Source organism: Streptomyces vietnamensis (assembly GCF_000830005.1).
Lineage (GTDB): Bacteria > Actinomycetota > Actinomycetes > Streptomycetales > Streptomycetaceae > Streptomyces > Streptomyces vietnamensis.
In genome coordinates, this window is record NZ_CP010407.1 from 1,136,402 (window position 1) to 1,152,866 (window position 16,465).

General features: G+C 74.5%; 16 protein-coding genes. 9 read left to right on the plus strand and 7 right to left on the minus strand.

Translation table 11 applies throughout. The annotated features are described in order from the left end of the window. Positions 1-16: 16 nt before the first annotated feature. The 4 genes from SVTN_RS44170 (at position 17) to SVTN_RS04885 (ending at position 3,516) form a co-directional block, all read left to right on the plus strand. The gene (locus SVTN_RS44170; protein WP_159026422.1) at positions 17-331 is read left to right on the plus strand and encodes a hypothetical protein; all 315 of its coding nucleotides are present in this window, start codon (positions 17-19) and stop codon (positions 329-331) included. After that, the gene (recA, locus tag SVTN_RS04875) at positions 312-1,370 is read left to right on the plus strand and encodes a recombinase RecA (protein WP_052498973.1); all 1,059 of its coding nucleotides are present in this window, start codon (positions 312-314) and stop codon (positions 1,368-1,370) included. Before SVTN_RS44170 ends, recA begins: the two co-directional genes overlap by 20 nt. Before the next feature lie 145 nt (positions 1,371-1,515). Next, complete coding sequence (locus SVTN_RS04880) at positions 1,516-2,739, plus strand: MFS transporter (protein ID WP_041127943.1); 1,224 nt, start codon at positions 1,516-1,518, stop codon at positions 2,737-2,739. 33 nt (positions 2,740-2,772) lie between these two features. Next, positions 2,773-3,516, plus strand: a complete 744-nt coding sequence (locus SVTN_RS04885) for a maleylpyruvate isomerase family mycothiol-dependent enzyme (RefSeq protein WP_041133595.1) — start codon at positions 2,773-2,775, stop codon at positions 3,514-3,516. Positions 3,517-3,584: 68 nt separating this feature from the next. On the opposite strand, the gene SVTN_RS04890 is transcribed toward SVTN_RS04885, so the two are convergent. The 3 genes from SVTN_RS04890 to SVTN_RS04900 all read right to left on the minus strand — a co-directional run bounded on the left by SVTN_RS04890 (position 3,585) and on the right by SVTN_RS04900 (position 6,280). Continuing rightward, positions 3,585-4,250 carry a response regulator transcription factor gene (locus SVTN_RS04890; protein ID WP_041127944.1) on the minus strand — a complete coding sequence of 222 codons (666 nt, stop codon included), beginning with the start codon at positions 4,248-4,250 and terminating at the stop codon, positions 3,585-3,587. Between the two features lie 35 nt (positions 4,251-4,285). Further along, positions 4,286-5,485 carry a sensor histidine kinase gene (locus tag SVTN_RS04895; RefSeq protein WP_078908209.1) on the minus strand — a complete coding sequence of 400 codons (1,200 nt, stop codon included), beginning with the start codon at positions 5,483-5,485 and terminating at the stop codon, positions 4,286-4,288. 99 nt (positions 5,486-5,584) lie between these two features. Continuing rightward, positions 5,585-6,280: a TetR/AcrR family transcriptional regulator gene (locus tag SVTN_RS04900; RefSeq protein ID WP_041127946.1), complete on the minus strand. Its 696-nt coding sequence runs from the start codon at positions 6,278-6,280 to the stop codon at positions 5,585-5,587. A 130-nt stretch (positions 6,281-6,410) separates the two neighbouring features. Between SVTN_RS04900 and SVTN_RS04905 the strand changes: the two genes are divergently transcribed. Further along, positions 6,411-6,914: a nitroreductase family deazaflavin-dependent oxidoreductase gene (locus tag SVTN_RS04905; RefSeq protein WP_041127947.1), complete on the plus strand. Its 504-nt coding sequence runs from the start codon at positions 6,411-6,413 to the stop codon at positions 6,912-6,914. 87 nt (positions 6,915-7,001) lie between these two features. On the opposite strand, the gene SVTN_RS04910 is transcribed toward SVTN_RS04905, so the two are convergent. Further along, positions 7,002-8,267, minus strand: coding sequence for a geranylgeranyl reductase family protein (locus tag SVTN_RS04910; RefSeq protein WP_245727869.1), 1,266 nt, complete (start codon positions 8,265-8,267; stop codon positions 7,002-7,004). A gap of 357 nt (positions 8,268-8,624) precedes the next feature. On the opposite strand from SVTN_RS04910, the gene SVTN_RS04915 reads away from it, so the two are divergent. Both SVTN_RS04915 and SVTN_RS04920 read left to right on the plus strand, forming a co-directional pair. Further along, a complete protein-coding gene (locus tag SVTN_RS04915; RefSeq protein ID WP_041127949.1) occupies positions 8,625-9,989 on the plus strand; it encodes a dipeptidase in 1,365 nt (454 codons plus the stop codon). A 110-nt stretch (positions 9,990-10,099) separates the two neighbouring features. Then, positions 10,100-10,792 (plus strand): MBL fold metallo-hydrolase, encoded by a 693-nt coding sequence (locus SVTN_RS04920; RefSeq protein WP_078908210.1) that lies wholly within the window; start codon positions 10,100-10,102, stop codon positions 10,790-10,792. 4 nt (positions 10,793-10,796) lie between these two features. Here the strand turns inward: SVTN_RS04920 and SVTN_RS04925 are convergent, their stop codons facing one another. Further along, positions 10,797-11,831, minus strand: coding sequence for an NUDIX hydrolase (locus tag SVTN_RS04925; RefSeq protein WP_041127950.1), 1,035 nt, complete (start codon positions 11,829-11,831; stop codon positions 10,797-10,799). Between the two features lie 137 nt (positions 11,832-11,968). On the opposite strand from SVTN_RS04925, the gene SVTN_RS04930 reads away from it, so the two are divergent. Continuing rightward, a complete protein-coding gene (locus SVTN_RS04930) occupies positions 11,969-12,148 on the plus strand; it encodes a hypothetical protein (RefSeq protein WP_041127951.1) in 180 nt (59 codons plus the stop codon). A gap of 200 nt (positions 12,149-12,348) precedes the next feature. On the opposite strand, the gene SVTN_RS04935 is transcribed toward SVTN_RS04930, so the two are convergent. Then, complete coding sequence (locus SVTN_RS04935; RefSeq protein WP_041127952.1) at positions 12,349-13,305, minus strand: ROK family protein; 957 nt, start codon at positions 13,303-13,305, stop codon at positions 12,349-12,351. Positions 13,306-13,438: 133 nt separating this feature from the next. Between SVTN_RS04935 and SVTN_RS04940 the strand changes: the two genes are divergently transcribed. Further along, positions 13,439-14,473: a LacI family DNA-binding transcriptional regulator gene (locus SVTN_RS04940; RefSeq protein WP_041127953.1), complete on the plus strand. Its 1,035-nt coding sequence runs from the start codon at positions 13,439-13,441 to the stop codon at positions 14,471-14,473. A gap of 38 nt (positions 14,474-14,511) precedes the next feature. Here SVTN_RS04940 and SVTN_RS04945 read toward each other — a convergent pair whose 3' ends face one another. After that, positions 14,512-16,413, minus strand: a complete 1,902-nt coding sequence (locus SVTN_RS04945; protein WP_041127954.1) for a serine/threonine-protein kinase — start codon at positions 16,411-16,413, stop codon at positions 14,512-14,514. Between the last annotated feature and the right edge of the window lie 52 nt (positions 16,414-16,465).

The following is a 16,465-nucleotide window of genomic DNA, read 5'->3' on the forward strand; positions in this document are numbered from 1 at the left end:
CTGCTGGGTGATCGCCATGACTACCTGCCTTCCCGGCGACCGGGACCGGCTCGAGGACTGGACCCCGGAAGCCGCCCTCGGCCTGGTCTGCACCGCCTGCCACCCCGAATACCGGGACGACGCCTCCCCGGTCCGCTCCCCGGTCCACCCGGACGCCCGCGTCGAGACGCTCCCGGGCGAACGCGGGGAGGCATGGTGCCCCGTGGCGACCCACGAGACCGCGGCCCCGGCGACGTCCCCACGAACCACCGCGCCGGCGGCCCTGACCGTCGGCCGCGCCGACACATCCCAACCCACCCGAGGCGGACGCCATGCGAGAACAGGACCGTGAAAGGGCGCTCGAGTTCGCCCTCGCCCAGATCGAGAAGCGGTTCGGCCGCGGCTCGGTCATGCGCCTCGGCGACGACCCCTGGGCCCCCATCGAGGTCATCCCCACCGGGTCCGTCGCCCTCGACGTCGCCCTGGGCGTCGGCGGCCTGCCCCGCGGCCGGATCGTGGAGATCTACGGCCCGGAGATGAGCGGGAAGACCACCATCGCGCTGCACGCCATAGCCAACGTGCAACGGACCGGCGGGACCGCGGTGTTCATCGACGCCGAGTACGGCCTCGACCTCGATTACGCCAAGAACCTCGGCGTCGACGTCGACGACCTCATCGTCTGCCAGCCCGACACCGGCGAGCAGGCCCTCGAGATCGCCGACACGCTGGTCCGCTCCGGCGCCGCCGACCTCATCGTCGTCGACTCCGTCGCCGCGCTCGTCCCGCGTGCGGAGATCGAGGGCGAGATGGGCGCCTCGCACGTGGGTCTCCAGGCCCGTCTGATGAGCCAGGCCCTCCGGAAGATCGCCGGCGCGCTCAGCCAGTCCGGGACCACCGCGCTCTTCGTCAACCAGCTCCGCGAGAAGATCGGCGTGATGTTCGGTCCCCCGGAGACCACGCCCGGTGGCCGCGCCCTGAAGTTCTACGCCTCGGTGCGCCTCGACATCCGCCGCATCGAGACCCTCAAGGACGGCACGGAGGCGGTCGGCAACCGCACCCGCGTCAAGGTCGCCAAGAACAAGGTCGCGCCCCCGTTCAGGCAGGCCGAGTTCGACATCGTCTACGGCCGGGGCATCAGCCGCGAGGGCGAGCTGATCGACCTGGGGATCGAGCACGGCTTCGTCCGCAAGGCGGGTGCCTGGTACACGTACGAGGGCGACCGGCTCGGCCAGGGCAAGGAGAACGCGCGGAACCTGCTGCGGGACCGCCCCGACCTCGCCAACGAGATCGAGAAGAAGATCAAGGAGAAGCTGGGCATCGGGGCGCGGCCGAAGGAATCGGCGGCGGAGTCCGGCCCCGATGCCGTCCCCACCGTGCCCGTCGAGTTCTGACCCGGCGCAGTCGCTTCCGGGCGCAGTCGCTTCCGGGGCGGGCCGACGGACAGTACGCCGAGGTCCGGGCCGGGGAAGACGTGGATGCCTCCGGCTCCGGACCGCCCGCTTGATTGCCGCCCTCGGTCGCCCCTATCCTGAGTTTGTGCCGCTACTAAACAAAGTACGGACGGCCGTATCGGGGGGTCCCGGCGGAGACACCGCCACCCGCTCCCTGTCCCGCCTCCGCTCCGCCCTGACCCTCTTCTTCGCCCTCGACGGCTTCCTCTTCGCCGGCTGGGTCGTCCGGATCCCCGCCGTCAAGCAGCAGACCGGCGCCTCCGCCGGAGACCTCGGCCTCGCCCTCCTCGGCGTGTCCGCCGGCGCCGTGATCACGATGACGCTGACCGGCCGGCTCTGCCGTCGGTACGGTTCCCACGCCGTGACAGTGGCCACCGGTGTCCTCCTCTCCCTGTCGGTCGCCCTTCCCGCGCTCACCCGGTCCCCGCTCGCGCTCGGTCTCGTCCTGCTCGTCTTCGGCGCCGCGTACGGCGGGATCAACGTGGCCATGAACAGTGCCGCCGTGGATCTCGTGGCCGCGCTGCGGCGGCCGGTGATGCCGAGTTTCCACGCCGCGTTCAGCCTCGGCGGCATGCTCGGCGCGGGCCTCGGCGGGCTGCTCGCCGGAAGCCTGTCCCCGACCGCCCACCTCCTCGGCCTCACGGTCGTCGGCCTGGCCCTGACGGCCGTCGCCGGGCCCGTACTCCTGCGCTCCCCCTCCCCCGTGCTTCCCGAGACCCTTCCGGCGCCGACCGCTCCCGGAACGCGGGCGGGCGGGTCACGCCGTACGGTCCTCGTCTTCGGTGTCATCGCGCTCTGCACGGCGTACGGCGAAGGCGCGCTGGCCGACTGGGGCGCCCTCCACCTCGCGCAGGACCTGCACGCCCACCCGGGCGTGGCGGCCGCCGGGTACTCCGTCTTCGCGCTGGCCATGACCGCCGGGCGCCTCTCCGGCACCGCGCTGCTCGAACGGCTCGGACAGACCCGCACCCTGGTCGCGGGCGGTTCCCTCGCCGCCCTGGGCATGCTGCTCGGCTCGCTCGCTCCGAGCGTCTGGGCCACTCTCCTCGGCTTCGCCGTCACCGGTCTCGGCCTCGCCAACATCTTCCCCGTCGCCGTGGCCCGCGCCGGCGCGGTCGCCGGCCCGGGCGGGGTGGCGACGGCCTCCACCCTCGGTTACGGGGGCATGCTCCTCGGTCCGCCCTCGATCGGCTTCCTCGCCGACTGGCTCTCCCTGCCGGTGGCCCTCACGACGGTCGCCGTCCTCGCCGCCGGTGCGGCCGCCATGGGCTACGGGGCTCGTAACGCGGCTACGAGCCGGGAGAGTTGACCCCGGGGTGCCAGAATCCACCCCATGAATGATCTGAAGAACGCCGAGTACATCGACGCACTGGAGGCGGCCGGCCGCGGTCTCGCGGACGCTGCCGCCGAGGCCGGGACCGACGCCGAGGTGCCGACCTGCCCGGGGTGGCAGGTCCGGGACCTCCTCCGGCACACGACCATGGTGCACCGCTGGGCCACGACCTTCGTGGCCGAGGCCCGCACCACGCCGATCAGGGACCTCGGCGAGACGACGCTCGACGGAGAGGAGCTGCTGGCGTTCTTCCGCGAGGGGCACGCCGACCTGGTCGCCACGCTCCGCGCCGCCCCCGAGTCGCTGGACTGCTGGGCCTTTCTCCCGGCTCCGTCCCCGCTGGCCTTCTGGGCGCGGCGGCAGGCGCACGAGACGACCGTCCACCGCGTGGACGCCGAGTCCGCGCTCACGGGCACCCCGGAGCCGGTCGCTCCGGCGTTCGCCGCCGACGGCGTCGACGAACTGCTCGCCGGCTTCCACGCCCGCGACCGCAGCCGGGTCCGTACGCCCGAGCCCCGGACCCTGCGGGTGCGGACGACGGACACCGGTGACGTCTGGACCGTGCACCTGTCGGCGACCGAGCCGCCCCGGACCGAGCGGGACAGCGAGAACGGGGTCGCCGACACAGAACTGAGCGGTCCCGCCGATCAGTTGTACCTGACCCTCTGGAACCGGCTGCCCGTCGACGCCGTGACGGTGACCGGCGACGAGGAACTCGCCCGGCTGTGGCGGGAGACCTCGGCGATCATTTGAAGCTGAGCACCGGGAACGGCCGGGGGTACGGGGGTCAGCGCGCCTCCCGTACCGCCCGGCCCACCCGCTCAGCCCAGCCAGCCCGGCCTGACGAGGCCCGACTCGTAGGCGAGGACGACGAGTTGGGCGCGGTCGCGGGCGCCCAGCTTCACCATGGCGCGGCTCACATGGGTCTTGGCGGTGAGCGGGCTCACGACCAGGCGGCGGGCGATCTCCTCGTTCGACAGGCCGATCCCCACCAGGGCCATCACCTCCCGCTCCCGCTCGGTGAGGGCGCCGAGCGCGGCCGTCGCCGCCGGGGCCTTGGAGCGGGCCGCGAACTCCTCGATGAGCCGGCGGGTGACGCCCGGGGAGAGCAGCGCGTCCCCGTGGACGACGGCGCGCACGGCCCGCAGCAGCTCCTCCGGCTCGGTGTCCTTGACCAGGAAGCCGGAGGCGCCGGCGCGGATCGCCTCGAAGACGTACTCGTCGAGTTCGAAGGTGGTCAGCATGACGACCCGGACCTCGGCGAGGTCCGGGTCGTCGGTGATGCGCCGGGTCGCCTCCAGGCCGTCGAGCCGGGGCATCCGGATGTCCATGAGGACGACGTCGGGGCGCAGGGCGCGGACCCGTTCCACCGCCTCGTCGCCGTCGGCGGCCTCGCCGGCCACCTCGATGTCGGGCTGGGCGTCGAGCAGCGCGCGGAACCCCGCCCGTACCAGCGACTGGTCGTCGGCGAGCAGGACACGGATCACGGACGACTCTCCTGGGGTGTCGGGGTCTCCCGGGGTCACGGGGTTCTTCCCTCCGGGCGGAGCGGGAGCAGGGCGTGGACGCGGAAGCCGCCGTCCGGGCGGGCGCCCGCCTCGATGGTGCCACCGAGGGCGGCGGCCCGCTCCCGCATTCCGGCGAGTCCGTTGCCGCTGCCGCCCGCCTCGGTGCCGGTGGCGGGGCCGTCGTCGTCGACGGTCAGCTCCAGGCGGGCGGGGCCGTGTCCGATGCGCACCCGGGCGGTACGCGAACCGGAGTGGCGCACCACGTTGGTGAGCGCCTCCTGCACGATCCGGAAGGCGGCGAGGTCGGCGCCGGGCGGCAGGGCGGCCGGGGTGCCGCTCGTGGAGACGGTGACGGTGAGGCCCGTGGCGGCGGCCTGTTCGACGAGTTCGGGGAGCCGGTCGAGGCCGGGGGCCGGGGCGCGGGGGGCGTCGCCGGGGGTACGGAGGGTGGCGAGGACCTGCCGCACCTCGCCGAGCGCCTCCTTGCTGGCCGCCTTGATGGTGGTCAGCGCGGTACGGGCCTGCTCGGGGTCTGAGTCGAGGAGGGCGAGGCCGACGCCCGCCTGCACGTTGATCACGGAGATCGAGTGGGCGAGCACGTCGTGGAGTTCGCGGGCGATGCGGAGCCGTTCCTCGTCGGCGCGGCGGCGCTCGGCGGCGGCCCGTTCGGCCCGCTGCTGCGCCCACTGCTCGCGCCGGACCCGGACGACCTCGGAGGCGGCGAGCACCGCCACCACGAACGCGGCGGACGGCAGTTCCTGCCCCCAGGGCGCGGGCCCGTCGCCGGGCGGGGGCAGCCATCGGTAGAGCCAGTGCGAGAGCAGCAGGTGGCCCGCCCACAGCAGGCCGATGGCCCACCAGGCGGCGGTGCGGTGGCCGTGGACGACGGCCGCGAAGCAGGCGACGGCGACCATGACGAACACCGGGCCGTACGGGTATCCCGCCGCGACGTAGCCGAGGGTGACGGCCGCGACGGCGAACACCACCGGCACGGGCCTGCGGTGACGGAACAGCAGCGGGACCGCTCCGAGCAGGAGCAGGATCCGCCCGACGGCGTCGAGCGCCTCCCGGCCCGGCTGGTTCCGCGCGGAGAACCCGGTTCCCACCATGACGAGGACCGCGATCAGCACCGTCGAGCGCCAGGGCAGGCCGGCGCCGTGCTCCCACCGTTCCCAGGGCCCGCGCGGCCACTTCCTGTGCATACCGGCGTCCATACCGGTCACGCTAGCCGCGCCCGCCCCGCGCGCACGTCAGCCCGGCGGGGTGGTCGCGCCTACTCCCGCCGGAGTACGGGACGGTCCCGGGTGGTCGTGTCAGCCGCGCGGGAGCAGGCCGACGTCCTGGCCGAGTCGGCGGGCCGCCGTCGCGAAGAAGGTGTCGCGGTCCTCGACGACGTTGTCGAACTGGCCGAAGACCTCGAAGGAGACCAGGCCGAAGAGCTGCGCCCAGGCGGCGACGAGCGCGACGGCGAGGGGCGGCGGGAGGTCGGGGGCGATGTCGGCACTGATGCGGACGGCTTCGGGGCGCAGGGCGTCCGGGAGCGGCGGGAGCGCGACGCCCTCGCCGGTGTGGGCCCGGCGGGCGATGTCGATGAGGACGAGGCCGACGCGGGAGGCGGGGACGATCGTGTCCTGGGGTGCGGAGTAGCCGGGGACCGGGGAGCCGTAGATCAGGGCGTACTCGTGGGGGTGGGCGACGGCCCAGGTGCGGACCGCCCGGCAGACGGCGGTCCAGCGGTCGAGGGGGCGCTCGGCCTCGGCCTCGGCGGCGGCTCGTTCGGCGGCGGCTCCGACGGCGTCGTAGGCGTCGACGATGAGGGCGGTGAGCAGGTCGTCGCGGCTGGGGAAGTAGCGGTAGAGCGCGGAGGAGACCATGCCGAGTTCGCGGGCGACGGCCCGCAGGGACAGTTTGGCGGCGCCTTCGGCGGCGAGCTGGGTGCGGGCCTCGTCCTTGATGGCGGCGGTGATCTCGATACGGGCGCGGGCGCGGGCTCCTCGAACGGTCGTCATGGAGATCAGTGTGCCACTTTCGGAGCACTGGAACGAAACGAGAGCACCGCTCTTGCTTGTGAGCACCGAACCGTGCACACTGTTCTCAAGCGAGAGCAGCGCTCACACTTCGAAGCCGTAGGAGGCTCCCATGTCCGCTCAGCCCGCTCAGCCCGCCGGCTCCTCCCCCGCCACCCACGTCATGAAGCCCGGCTGGTTCACGGTGAACATCTTCAACCGCGCCGTCGCCTGGATGACCCGCCGCGGCATCAGCGTCTGGGGCTCCCGCGTGCTCGCCGTCCGCGGCCGCAAGAGCGGCGAATGGCGCCGCACCCCCGTCAACCTGCTGACGGTGGGCGGCACCCAGTACCTCGTCGCCCCCCGCGGCCACGTCCAGTGGACCCACAACATGCGGGCCGCCGGCGGCGGGCAGCTGCACCTCGGCAAGCACGTCGAGGAGTTCACCGCCGTCGAGGTCGCCGACGACGACAAGCCCGCCCTGCTCCGCGCCTACCTCAAGCGCTGGAAGGCCGAGGTCGGCGTCTTCTTCGGCGGCGTCGGCCCCGACTCCTCCGAGCAGGAGCTGCGGGCCATCGCGCCCAAGCACCCCGTCTTCCGCATCACGACGACGGGCCCCGCCACCCCGGCGGCGTGAGCCGGCCGGGGCAGCGGAGCCCGTGCCGAAGCGATCGACCTGCCGGCCCGACCGACCCGATCGAAGTGATCGAACCGATCGGAACCGTCAGACCTCTTCCGAGGCCTCCAGGGCCTTCGCACCCTCCTGCTCGGACGCCGCGCGCTCGCGCGGGCTGACGCCCCGCCCCGCCGGGCCGACACCGGCCGTGGTGTCCATGCGCTTGTCGAGGAGCTCCAGGGCCCGCCGCGCCATGCCGTTCGAGCGGACCATGCCACCGAGCGTGGCCGCGCCGCGGGTGATGTCGGCGAAGGCGTTCCAGGCCGGCCGCAGTCCCGTTATCGTCGCGTGCAGCAGTCCAGGACGCCGCTCGAAGACGGCGAGCATCCGCCGCCCGACCGCCATCTCGACCCCGAGCCCCGCCTTGATGGCGAAGGCGTAGTTCAGGGCCTGGCGCCGCGCGTCGACCGCGTCGTTCGACTCGGCGACCCGGACCGCCCACTCGCCCGCGAGACGGCCCGAGCGCAGCGCGTACGAGATGCCCTCGCGCGTCCACGGCTCCAGGAGACCGGCCGCGTCGCCGCAGACGAGGACCCGGCCGCGGGAGAGCGGCGAGTCGTCGGTGCGGCAGCGCGTCAGATGGCCGGAGGAGATCGTGGGCTCGAAGCCGGCGAGGCCGAGCCGGGCGACGAAGTCCTCCATGTACCGCTTGGTGGCGGCGCCCTCGCCGCGCGCCGAGATGACGCCGACGGTCAGCGTGTCGCCCTTGGGGAACACCCAGCCGTAACTGCCGGGCATCGGACCCCAGTCGATGAGGACGCGGCCCTTCCAGTCCTCCGCCACGGACGGCGGGACGGGGATCTCCGCCTCGAGGCCCAGGTCGACCTGGCCGAGCTTCACCCCCACATGGGCTCCTATCCGGCTGGCGCTGCCGTCGGCACCGACGACCGCGCGCGCCAGGATCGTCTCGCCGTCGGCGAGGACGACGGCGACGGTCCGCCGGTCCGGCACGGCCGGGCCGTGCTGCTCCACCCGGGACACCGTGGCGCCGGTCCGCAGTTCGGCGCCGGCCTTCTGCGCGTGCTCGACGAGCTGCGCGTCGAACTCCGGACGGTTGATGAGCCCGAAGAGCATCCGGCGCGAGCGGCGGGTGCGGGCGAAGCGCCCGTCCAGGGAGAAGGTGACGGCGTGCACCCGGTCCTGGAGGGGCAGTTCGAAGCCCGGCGGGAGCGAGTCGCGGGAGGGGCCGATGATGCCGCCGCCGCAGGTCTTGTACCGGGGCAGCTCGGACTTCTCCAGGAGCAGCACCCGGCGGCCCGCGACCGCCGCCGCGTAGGCCGCGGACGCGCCGGCCGGTCCGGCGCCGACGACCACGACGTCCCAGACGTCCGCCGACCCGTCGGCCGACTCCTCGGCCGCCGGGGCCGGCGCCTCGTCCGACGCCTCGTCATCCGGGAGGTGCGCCGGCTCCGCCTCCGTGCTCCCGGCGGCGCCCTCGGCGGCCTCAGGAGTCGCGCCTCCGGGCTCGGTGTGCTCCGGACCGGCGTTCTCTGCGTGCTCGCTGCTCACGTGTGCTTCTGCTCCTGATCCGACCGGTGGTCTGCTCCTGACGCATCCTACGGCGCGGTAGCCAGGGGGCCGCCCGTAGGATCGACGGTGCGTTCGGCGTACCACGACATACGACGAACGCCGTCCTCACGTCGTAACGTCGCACCCATCAGGAGCGTGCCCATGACCTCGAATCCGATCGCCGAGACCGTCCGGTCACTGATGCCCCGGGCCAAGGCCGAGCTCACGGAGCTCGTGGCCTTCGAGTCGGTGGCGGACGAGGCCGTGGCGCCCCGCAGCGAGTGCGAGGCCGCGGCGAACTGGGTCGCGGACGCCCTGCGCGCCGAGGACTTCCAGGACGTGGCGCTGCTCGACACCCCCGACGGCTCGCAGGCCGTGTACGGCATCCTGCCCGGCCCGGCCGGCGCGCCGACCGTCCTGCTGTACGCGCACTACGACGTGCAGCCGAAGCTGGACGAGTCCGTGTGGCTCTCCCCGCCGTTCGAGCTGACCGAGCGGGACGGCCGCTGGTACGGGCGCGGCACCGCCGACTGCAAGGGCGGCTTCATCATGCACCTGCTCGCGCTGCGCGCCCTCAAGGCGAACGGCGGCGTGCCGGTGACGGTCAAGGTCATCGTCGAGGGCTCGGAGGAGCAGGGCACCGGCGGTCTGGAGCGGTACGCGGAGCAGCACCCCGAGCTGCTCACGGCCGACGCCATCGTGATCGGCGACGCGGGCAACTTCCGCGTGGGCCTGCCGACCGTGACCGCGACCCTGCGCGGCATGACGATGATCCGGGTCACGATCGACACCCTGGAGGGCAATCTGCACTCCGGTCAGTTCGGCGGCGCCGCGCCCGACGCGCTGGCCGCGCTGATCCGCGTCCTGGACTCGCTGCGCGGCCCGGACGGCTCCACCGTCATCGACGGCCTCGCGAGCGACCAGGTGTGGGAGGGCCTCCAGTACCCGGAGGAGGACTTCCGCCAGGACGCCAAGGTCCTGTCCGGCGTGTCCCTGCCGGGCGCCGGCACCGTCGCCGACCGGATCTGGGCGCGCCCCGCGGTCACGGTCATCGGCATCGACGCCCACCCGGTGGCCGGCGCGACCCCGTCGGTCCCGAAGTCGGCCCGTGCGCAGATCAGCCTGCGGGTGCCGCCGGGCGAGGACGCGGCCGAGGTGACGAAGCTGCTCTTCGCGCACATCGAGAAGCACACCCCGTGGGACGCCCGGGTGTCCCTGGAGCAGGTCGGCCAGGGCCAGCCGTTCCAGGCGGACACCTCCAGCCCGGCGTACGCGTCGATGGCCGAGGCGATGCGGATCGCGTACCCCGGTGAGGAGATGCAGACGGCGGGCATGGGCGGCTCGATCCCGCTGTGCAACACGCTGGCCTCGCTCTACCCGGAGTCGGAGATCCTGCTGATCGGTCTGAGCGAGCCGGAGGCGCAGATCCACGCGCCGAACGAGTCCGTCTCGCCGGAGGAGCTGGAGCGGCTGTCGGTGGCCGAGGCGCACTTCCTCGTCAACTACGCCCGCTCGAAGCAGGGCTGACGGCGAATCGGTTCAGCGCTGGGTTTCAGCGCTGGGTTTCAGCGCTCGGCGAAGCTCGCCGAGAGCGTAGAAGCATACGGCGGACCTGCGCGGATGCGTAGGTTCGCCGTATGGCATCCATCGAACTGTCCCGGATCACCCCTCGACTGCACCTCCTCGACTTCTCCATCGGCCAGGCCTATCTGTGGCAGGACGAGGAGGAGCTGACCCTGATCGACGCCGGCTGGGCCGGCACGGCGGACGGCATCGACGCGGCCATACGGTCGGCCGGCCTGGCCCCGGACCGGCTGCGCCGGATCGTGCTGACCCACTGTCACCGGGACCACGTGGGCTCGGCCCAGGAGCTGGCGGACCGGCACGGCGCCGAGACCCTCGCGCACCGGCTCGACGCTCCGGTGATCCGGGGCGAGGCCCCGGTCCCGGAGCCCGACCTCCTGGACTGGGAGCGCCCCCTCTTCGCGCACGGTCTGAGCACGCCCGAGGCGCCGCCGACCCGGGTCGACCGGGAGGTCGAGGACGGCGAGGAGCTGGGCTTCGGCGACGGCGCCGTGGTGGTGCACACCCCTGGCCACACCCCCGGCTCGATCGCCGTCCACCTGCCGCGCCACGGCGTGCTGTTCGCCGGGGACACGGTGGCGTCGGTGCAGGGCGTGACGTTCGGCGTGTTCCATGTCGACCGCGCGCTCGCCCTGGACTCGATGCGGGCGCTCGCGAAGCTCGCCCCCTCGGTGCTGTGCTGCGGGCACGGGGCACCGGTGACCACGGACACGGCGGCCCAGCTCACGGCGGCGGCCCGGCAGTAAGGGGTCAGCCCACCGGGACGCCCGCCTCCAGGTTGAGGACCGTGCCGCGTTCGCGGGCGCGCAGGGCCCAGCGGAGGCGGCGGTAGCGGACGGGGGGCAGCAGCTCCGCGGCCTCCTCCTCGGTGACGAACCGCCAGCCGCGGAGTTCGGCGCCGGGCAGGTGGAGGCGCGCGGTGTCGGCGGCGCGGAGGGTGCCGCCGTCGAAGAGGAGGCGGAGCCCGCCGTAGCCGGGGGGCTTGGGGCGTTCCCAGTCGACGAGCAACAGGCGGGGTACGGCGTCGAGTTCGAGGCCGATCTCCTCGGCTACCTCGCGCATGCCGGCCCGGGCCGGGGGTTCGCCGGGCTCGACGACGCCGCCGGGGAACTCCCAGCCGGGCTTGTAGGTGGGGTCGACGAGCAGGAAGCGGTCCTGCTCGTCGAAGAGCAGGACGCCGGCGGCGAGGGTCTCGCCGGTCGGTTCGGGCGTCTGGACGATGCCGCAGGGCGCGACCTGCCCGGCCAGGACCGCGTCGGCGACGGCCCGGGCGGCCTCGGCCGCGGTGAGCGCCGAGGTGTCGAGCGTGTACGCGTCGGCGGCGAGCCAGTCGAGGGCGGCGCGGTACGGCGGCAGGTGCTGGTGGCACCACTCCCGTACGCGGGCGTCGACCTCGGGGTCGCCGTACTCCGAGCGGCCGTCGATCCGCGCCCGCAGGATCGTTTCCTCCGGGGCGAGCAGCACATGGCGCACGTCGATGCGGCGGGCGGCGAGCCCGCCGAAGATCTCGTCCCGGTACTCCTGGCGGAGCAGGGTCATCGGGACGACGAGGACGCCGCCCACCTCGGCGAGCAGGGCGGCGGCGGTGTCGACGACCAGTCGGCGCCAGATCGGCAGGTCCTGGTAGTCCTCGACCTCGGCGAGTCGCTTGGCCGGGAGGAGCCGGCGCAGTCCCCCGCCGGTGACCTCGGGGTCGTACAGGGTGCTGCTCGGGATCAGATCGACCAGCTCGCGCGCGGTGCTGGACTTTCCCGCGCCGAACGTCCCGTTGATCCAGACGATCACGATTTCCCCCTCATCGATAGCCCCCAGTGGCTTGCCCGCAACACCCTGCCACGGAAACCACGAACACATGTCTCGGCATGTGCGTGACACTTCCGGGCGGCCGTCGTTGAGAACGGCGAGCACGAGGGGGTACGGAGATGAGTCGTACGGTTCTCGAACGGTTTCCGGCCGGCGGCCCGCGGGGCAGCTGGCCGGCGGAGGAGTTCGCCGGAGCGCGGCGCGAGGAGGGGGTGCCGGCCCGGGTCGTGATGGACCTGGAGTCCGACGCGTTCCTGGTGATCGTCGAACAGCGGGCGCCGGAGCGGGTACGGGAGTGAGCGCCGGCCCGGAGCGCGTACGGGAGCGGGGGCCGGGCCCGGAGCGAGTGCGGGAGCGGGGGCCGACCCGGGGCGGGTGAGCGGGGCGGTCGGGTGAGCGGGGCGGCGCCCGCGCCCGTGGCCCCTCGGCCGGTAGCCCCTCGGCCGGTGATGCCTCGGCCGGTGATGCCTCGGCCGGTGGTGCCTCAGCCCGTGGCCCCTCAGCCCGTGGCTCCCGCCCCTGGCGGCATCGCCGCCGCCGCGGCGCCGAGGAGGCCCGCGTCCGTGCCCGTGGCGGCGGGGACGACCGTCAGGTTCCGGACGAAGGAGAGCCTGGCGTACGTGTCGAGGCTGCGCCGGAGCGGGGCGAAGAGGGCCTCGCCGGCGCCCGCCACCCCGCCGCCGACGACCGCGAGGTCGATCTCGACGAGCGCCGCGGTGGCGGCGATGCCCGCCGCGAGCGCCTGGGCCGCGCGCTCGAACGCGGCGACGGCGATCGGGTCCCCGGCCTGCGCGGCGGCGGCCACGGCGGCGGCGGAGACGTCGCCGTCGGGCCCCGGCCGCCAGCCGTTCTCCAGGGCTCGGCGGGCGAGGGGCGGGCCGGCGGCGATGCGCTCGACGCAGCCGCGCCCGCCGCAGGCGCAGGGCTCGCCGTCCAGGTCCACCGGGACGTGACCGATGTGCCCGGCGTTGCCGGTAGGGCCCGGGTGGATCCGGCCGTCGAGGACGAGACCGCCGCCGACACCCGTGGAGACCACGAGGCACAGGGCGTTGGCGTGGCCCCGGGCGGCCCCGAGCCAGTGTTCGGCGGCCGTCATGGCGACGCCGTCGCCGACGAGGGTGACCGGGCGGCCGCCCGTGGCCCGGCGGACCCGTTCGACGAGCGGGTAGTCGCGCCAGCCGGGCACGTTCACCGGGCTGACGGTCCCTAGGGAGGCGTCGACCGGGCCCGCGCTGCCGATCCCGACGGCCCCGACGGTCTCCCACAGCGGGGAGGCAGCGAGGTCGGCGAGGACCGCCTCGACCGCCGCCATCACCGTCTCGCCGCCCTCACGCGCGGGCGTGGGCCGCCGCGACCGGACGCGGACGCGGCCCTCGCCGTCGACCAGGGCGCCGGCGATCTTGGTCCCTCCGATGTCGAGGGCGGCGACGAGGCCCGTGGCGGGGTCGATGGGCATGGGCGCGGGGTCTCCAGTCGGCGGCCGGGAGCGGGAGGTCGTTCCGTACAGTCTCACCCGCTCCTGACAACGTTGTCCAGGCCCTATGCTCGAACCGAGATCGACTCGTCACGCTCGGGAGGAACCGCACATCGTGGCCGACATCGCCCGCCGCACCGAGCCCCGCTACGGCACCCGGCCCACGATGAAGGACGTCGCCGCCCGGGCGGGCGTCGGCCTCAAGACGGTGTCCCGGGTCGTCAACGGCGAGGCGGGCGTCACCCCGGACACCGAGCGCCGGGTGCGGGAGGCCATCGAGGCCCTCGGCTTCCGCCGCAACGACAGCGCGCGGGTCCTGCGCAAGGGCAGGACGGCGACCGTCGGCCTCGTCCTGGAGGATCTCGCCGACCCCTTCTACGGGCCGCTCAGCCGGGCGGTCGAGGAGGTCGCGCGGGCGCACGGGGCCCTGCTGTTCAACGGCTCGAGCGCCGAGGACCCGGAGCGGGAGCAGGAGTTGGCGCTCGCGCTCTGCGCACGCCGGGTCGACGGCCTCATCGTGATCCCCGCCGGTGACGACCACCGGTATCTGGAACCCGAGATGAGGGCGGGGGTCGCCACGGTCTTCGTCGACCGGCCCGCCGGACGGATCGACGCCGACGCCGTCCTCTCCGACAGCTTCGGCGGGGCACGCGCGGGCGTGGCCCATCTGATCGCGCACGGCCACCGCCGGATCGGCTTCATCGGCGACCGCCCCCGCATCCACACGGCGGCCGAGCGGCTGCGCGGCTACCGTGCGGCGATGACGGACGCGGGCCTTCCGGTCCGGGACGCCTGGGTCTCCCTCGGGTCCACCGACCCGGAGCGGGTGAGCACGGCGGTACGGGAGATGCTGGCGGCGCCGGAGCCCGTGACGGCCCTGTTCTCGGGGAACAACCGGGTCACCGTGACCGTGGTCCGGGCCCTCGCCCGGCACGGCCGGCCCGTCGCCCTGGTCGGCTTCGACGACATCGAACTGGCCGATCTGCTCGGGGTCACGGTCGTCGCCCAGGACGCCGCCGCGCTCGGCCGAACGGCGGCGGAGCGCCTCTTCCGGCGCCTCGACGGGACCGACGAGGCGCCGGAGCGACTGGTGCTCGGCACGACGCTGATCGCCCGTGGATCGGGCGAGATCGCACCGCCGGCCACCTGAGGCCCGTCGCCCGGCAGAGCTGCTCGGCAGAGCCTGCTTCAGCAGATGCGGAGGCCCGCCACGGGGCCGCCGCCCGCGCCGCCCGACAGGTGGAGCACGCTGAGGTAGACGTTGGTGTTGCCGCTGTCGTCGTCGGTGCGGGCGAACCAGCGGCTGGTGGTTCCGCCGTACGTCTCGGTCCGGTCGAGGTCGACCTGGCAGTAGAACGTGTGCGGGCCGGCTCCGACCGTGCCCATCTCCCCGCCGTCGTACCGGGTGGTGGTGGCGCTCCGTACGACCTGGCAGGTGGCTGAGGAGCCGGAGGCGGTGCAGCCGGAGGCGGGCGGCGGGGCCTCGGTGGTGGGCGCGGTCGTGGTGCCGCCCCCGGAGGAGCCGCCGGTCGTGCCGGCACCACCGGTCGTGCTGGTGCCGCCGGCGGTGGCGGCGCCTCCGGCGGTCGTGCCCGGGGCCTTCGTACCGCCGCCTCCGCCGCCGCCCGCTCCGGACGCGGTGTCCGAACCGGCGCCACCCGCCGCCGAGCCGCCCGCCGCGGAGCCCGGGTCCGAGCCGTCGGAGCCGGGCCCGTCGGTGGCCGGTGCGCCGCCGGCCGCCGCGCCCGACTCCCGGCCCGAGGGGGTCGGTCCGGCGGAGGGCGTGGCGCTGCCGCTCGGCCGGCCGGAGGGCGCGGTGCTGCTCCCCGGGTCCAGGACGCGACCGGGGTCGCCCCCGGTGGTGGCACCGCCCCGGTCGCCGTCCTGCGGGGTCTCGCCGACGGCCTGCGTGCCGCTGTCGTGGTCCATGAGGGCGTACGTGATGCCGCCGCCGGCAAGGAGGACGGCGGCCACGGCGGCGGCGACCAGCACGTTCCCCCGGCGCGGCTTCGCTCCGGCGCGCCGCGCCTCGGCCCGTCCGCCCGTGCCCACGCCCGTGCCCACGCCCGTGTCGAGCTGAACGGGCGGCACGGGAACAGGGGCGGCGACCGGGTCGGCGACGGGGACCGGCGGTCCGAAGGCACCGGCGTACGGGTTCGGCTCCACGGGACCCGCGTACGGGTTCGGCGCGGGAGCCTCCGGAGCGAGGACTCCCTCCTCGGCGCCTTCGGGTTCCGGCGCCCCGCCGGAGGCCGCTGTCTCCCCCATCGCGCCGAGGAGCCGCGCCGCCTCGCGGGCGGTCGGGCGGGCGGCGGGGTCCTTGTCGAGGAGGCGGAGCAGGAGCGGGGCGAGGGGTCCGGCGCGGACGGGCTCCGGGAGGGGCTCGGTGACGATGGCGGCGAGGGTCGACCAGGTCGACGTACGACGGAAGGGCGAGGAGCCCTCGACCGCCGCGTACAGGGTCGCGCCCACCGCCCACACGTCCGACGCGGGCCCCGGGTCCTGCCCCTGGGCGCGCTCGGGGGCGAGGAAGTCGAGGGAGCCGACGATCTCGCCGCTGCGCGTGAGGTGCGTCGCGGAGCCGTCGCCGGGGTCCTCCATCGTGGCGATGCCGAAGTCGGTGAGGACGATCCGGCCCGAACTGTCGAGCAGGATGTTGCCGGGCTTCACGTCCCGGTGGAGGACGCCCACGTCGTGCGCCGCGGCCAGCGCCTCCAGGACGTGGGCGCCGATGCGGGCGGCCTCGGCGGGGTCGATGGCGCCGCGCTCGCCGAGGACGTCGGCGAGGGAGGGCCCCTCGACGAGCTCCATGACGATGACCGGTCGGCCCTCGTGTTCGGTGACGTCGTGGACGGCCACGACTCCGGGGTGGCGGACCCGGGCGGCGGCGCGCGCCTCGCGGGTCATCCGCAGGCGCAGGTCGGCCAGTTCGGGCGCGGCCGCGTCCGTGTACGTACGGAGCTCCTTGACGGCCACCTCGCGGCCGAGCACCTCGTCGACGGCCCGCCAGACGACGCCCATGCCGCCGCGTCCGAGCTGCCGCACGATTCTGTAGCGGTCCGCGATCCGCCCGTTCTCCCCCGATGACACCGCTGCCCCGTCCCCCTGTCGATCTTATGAACTCGACAAGAGTACGGGGCAG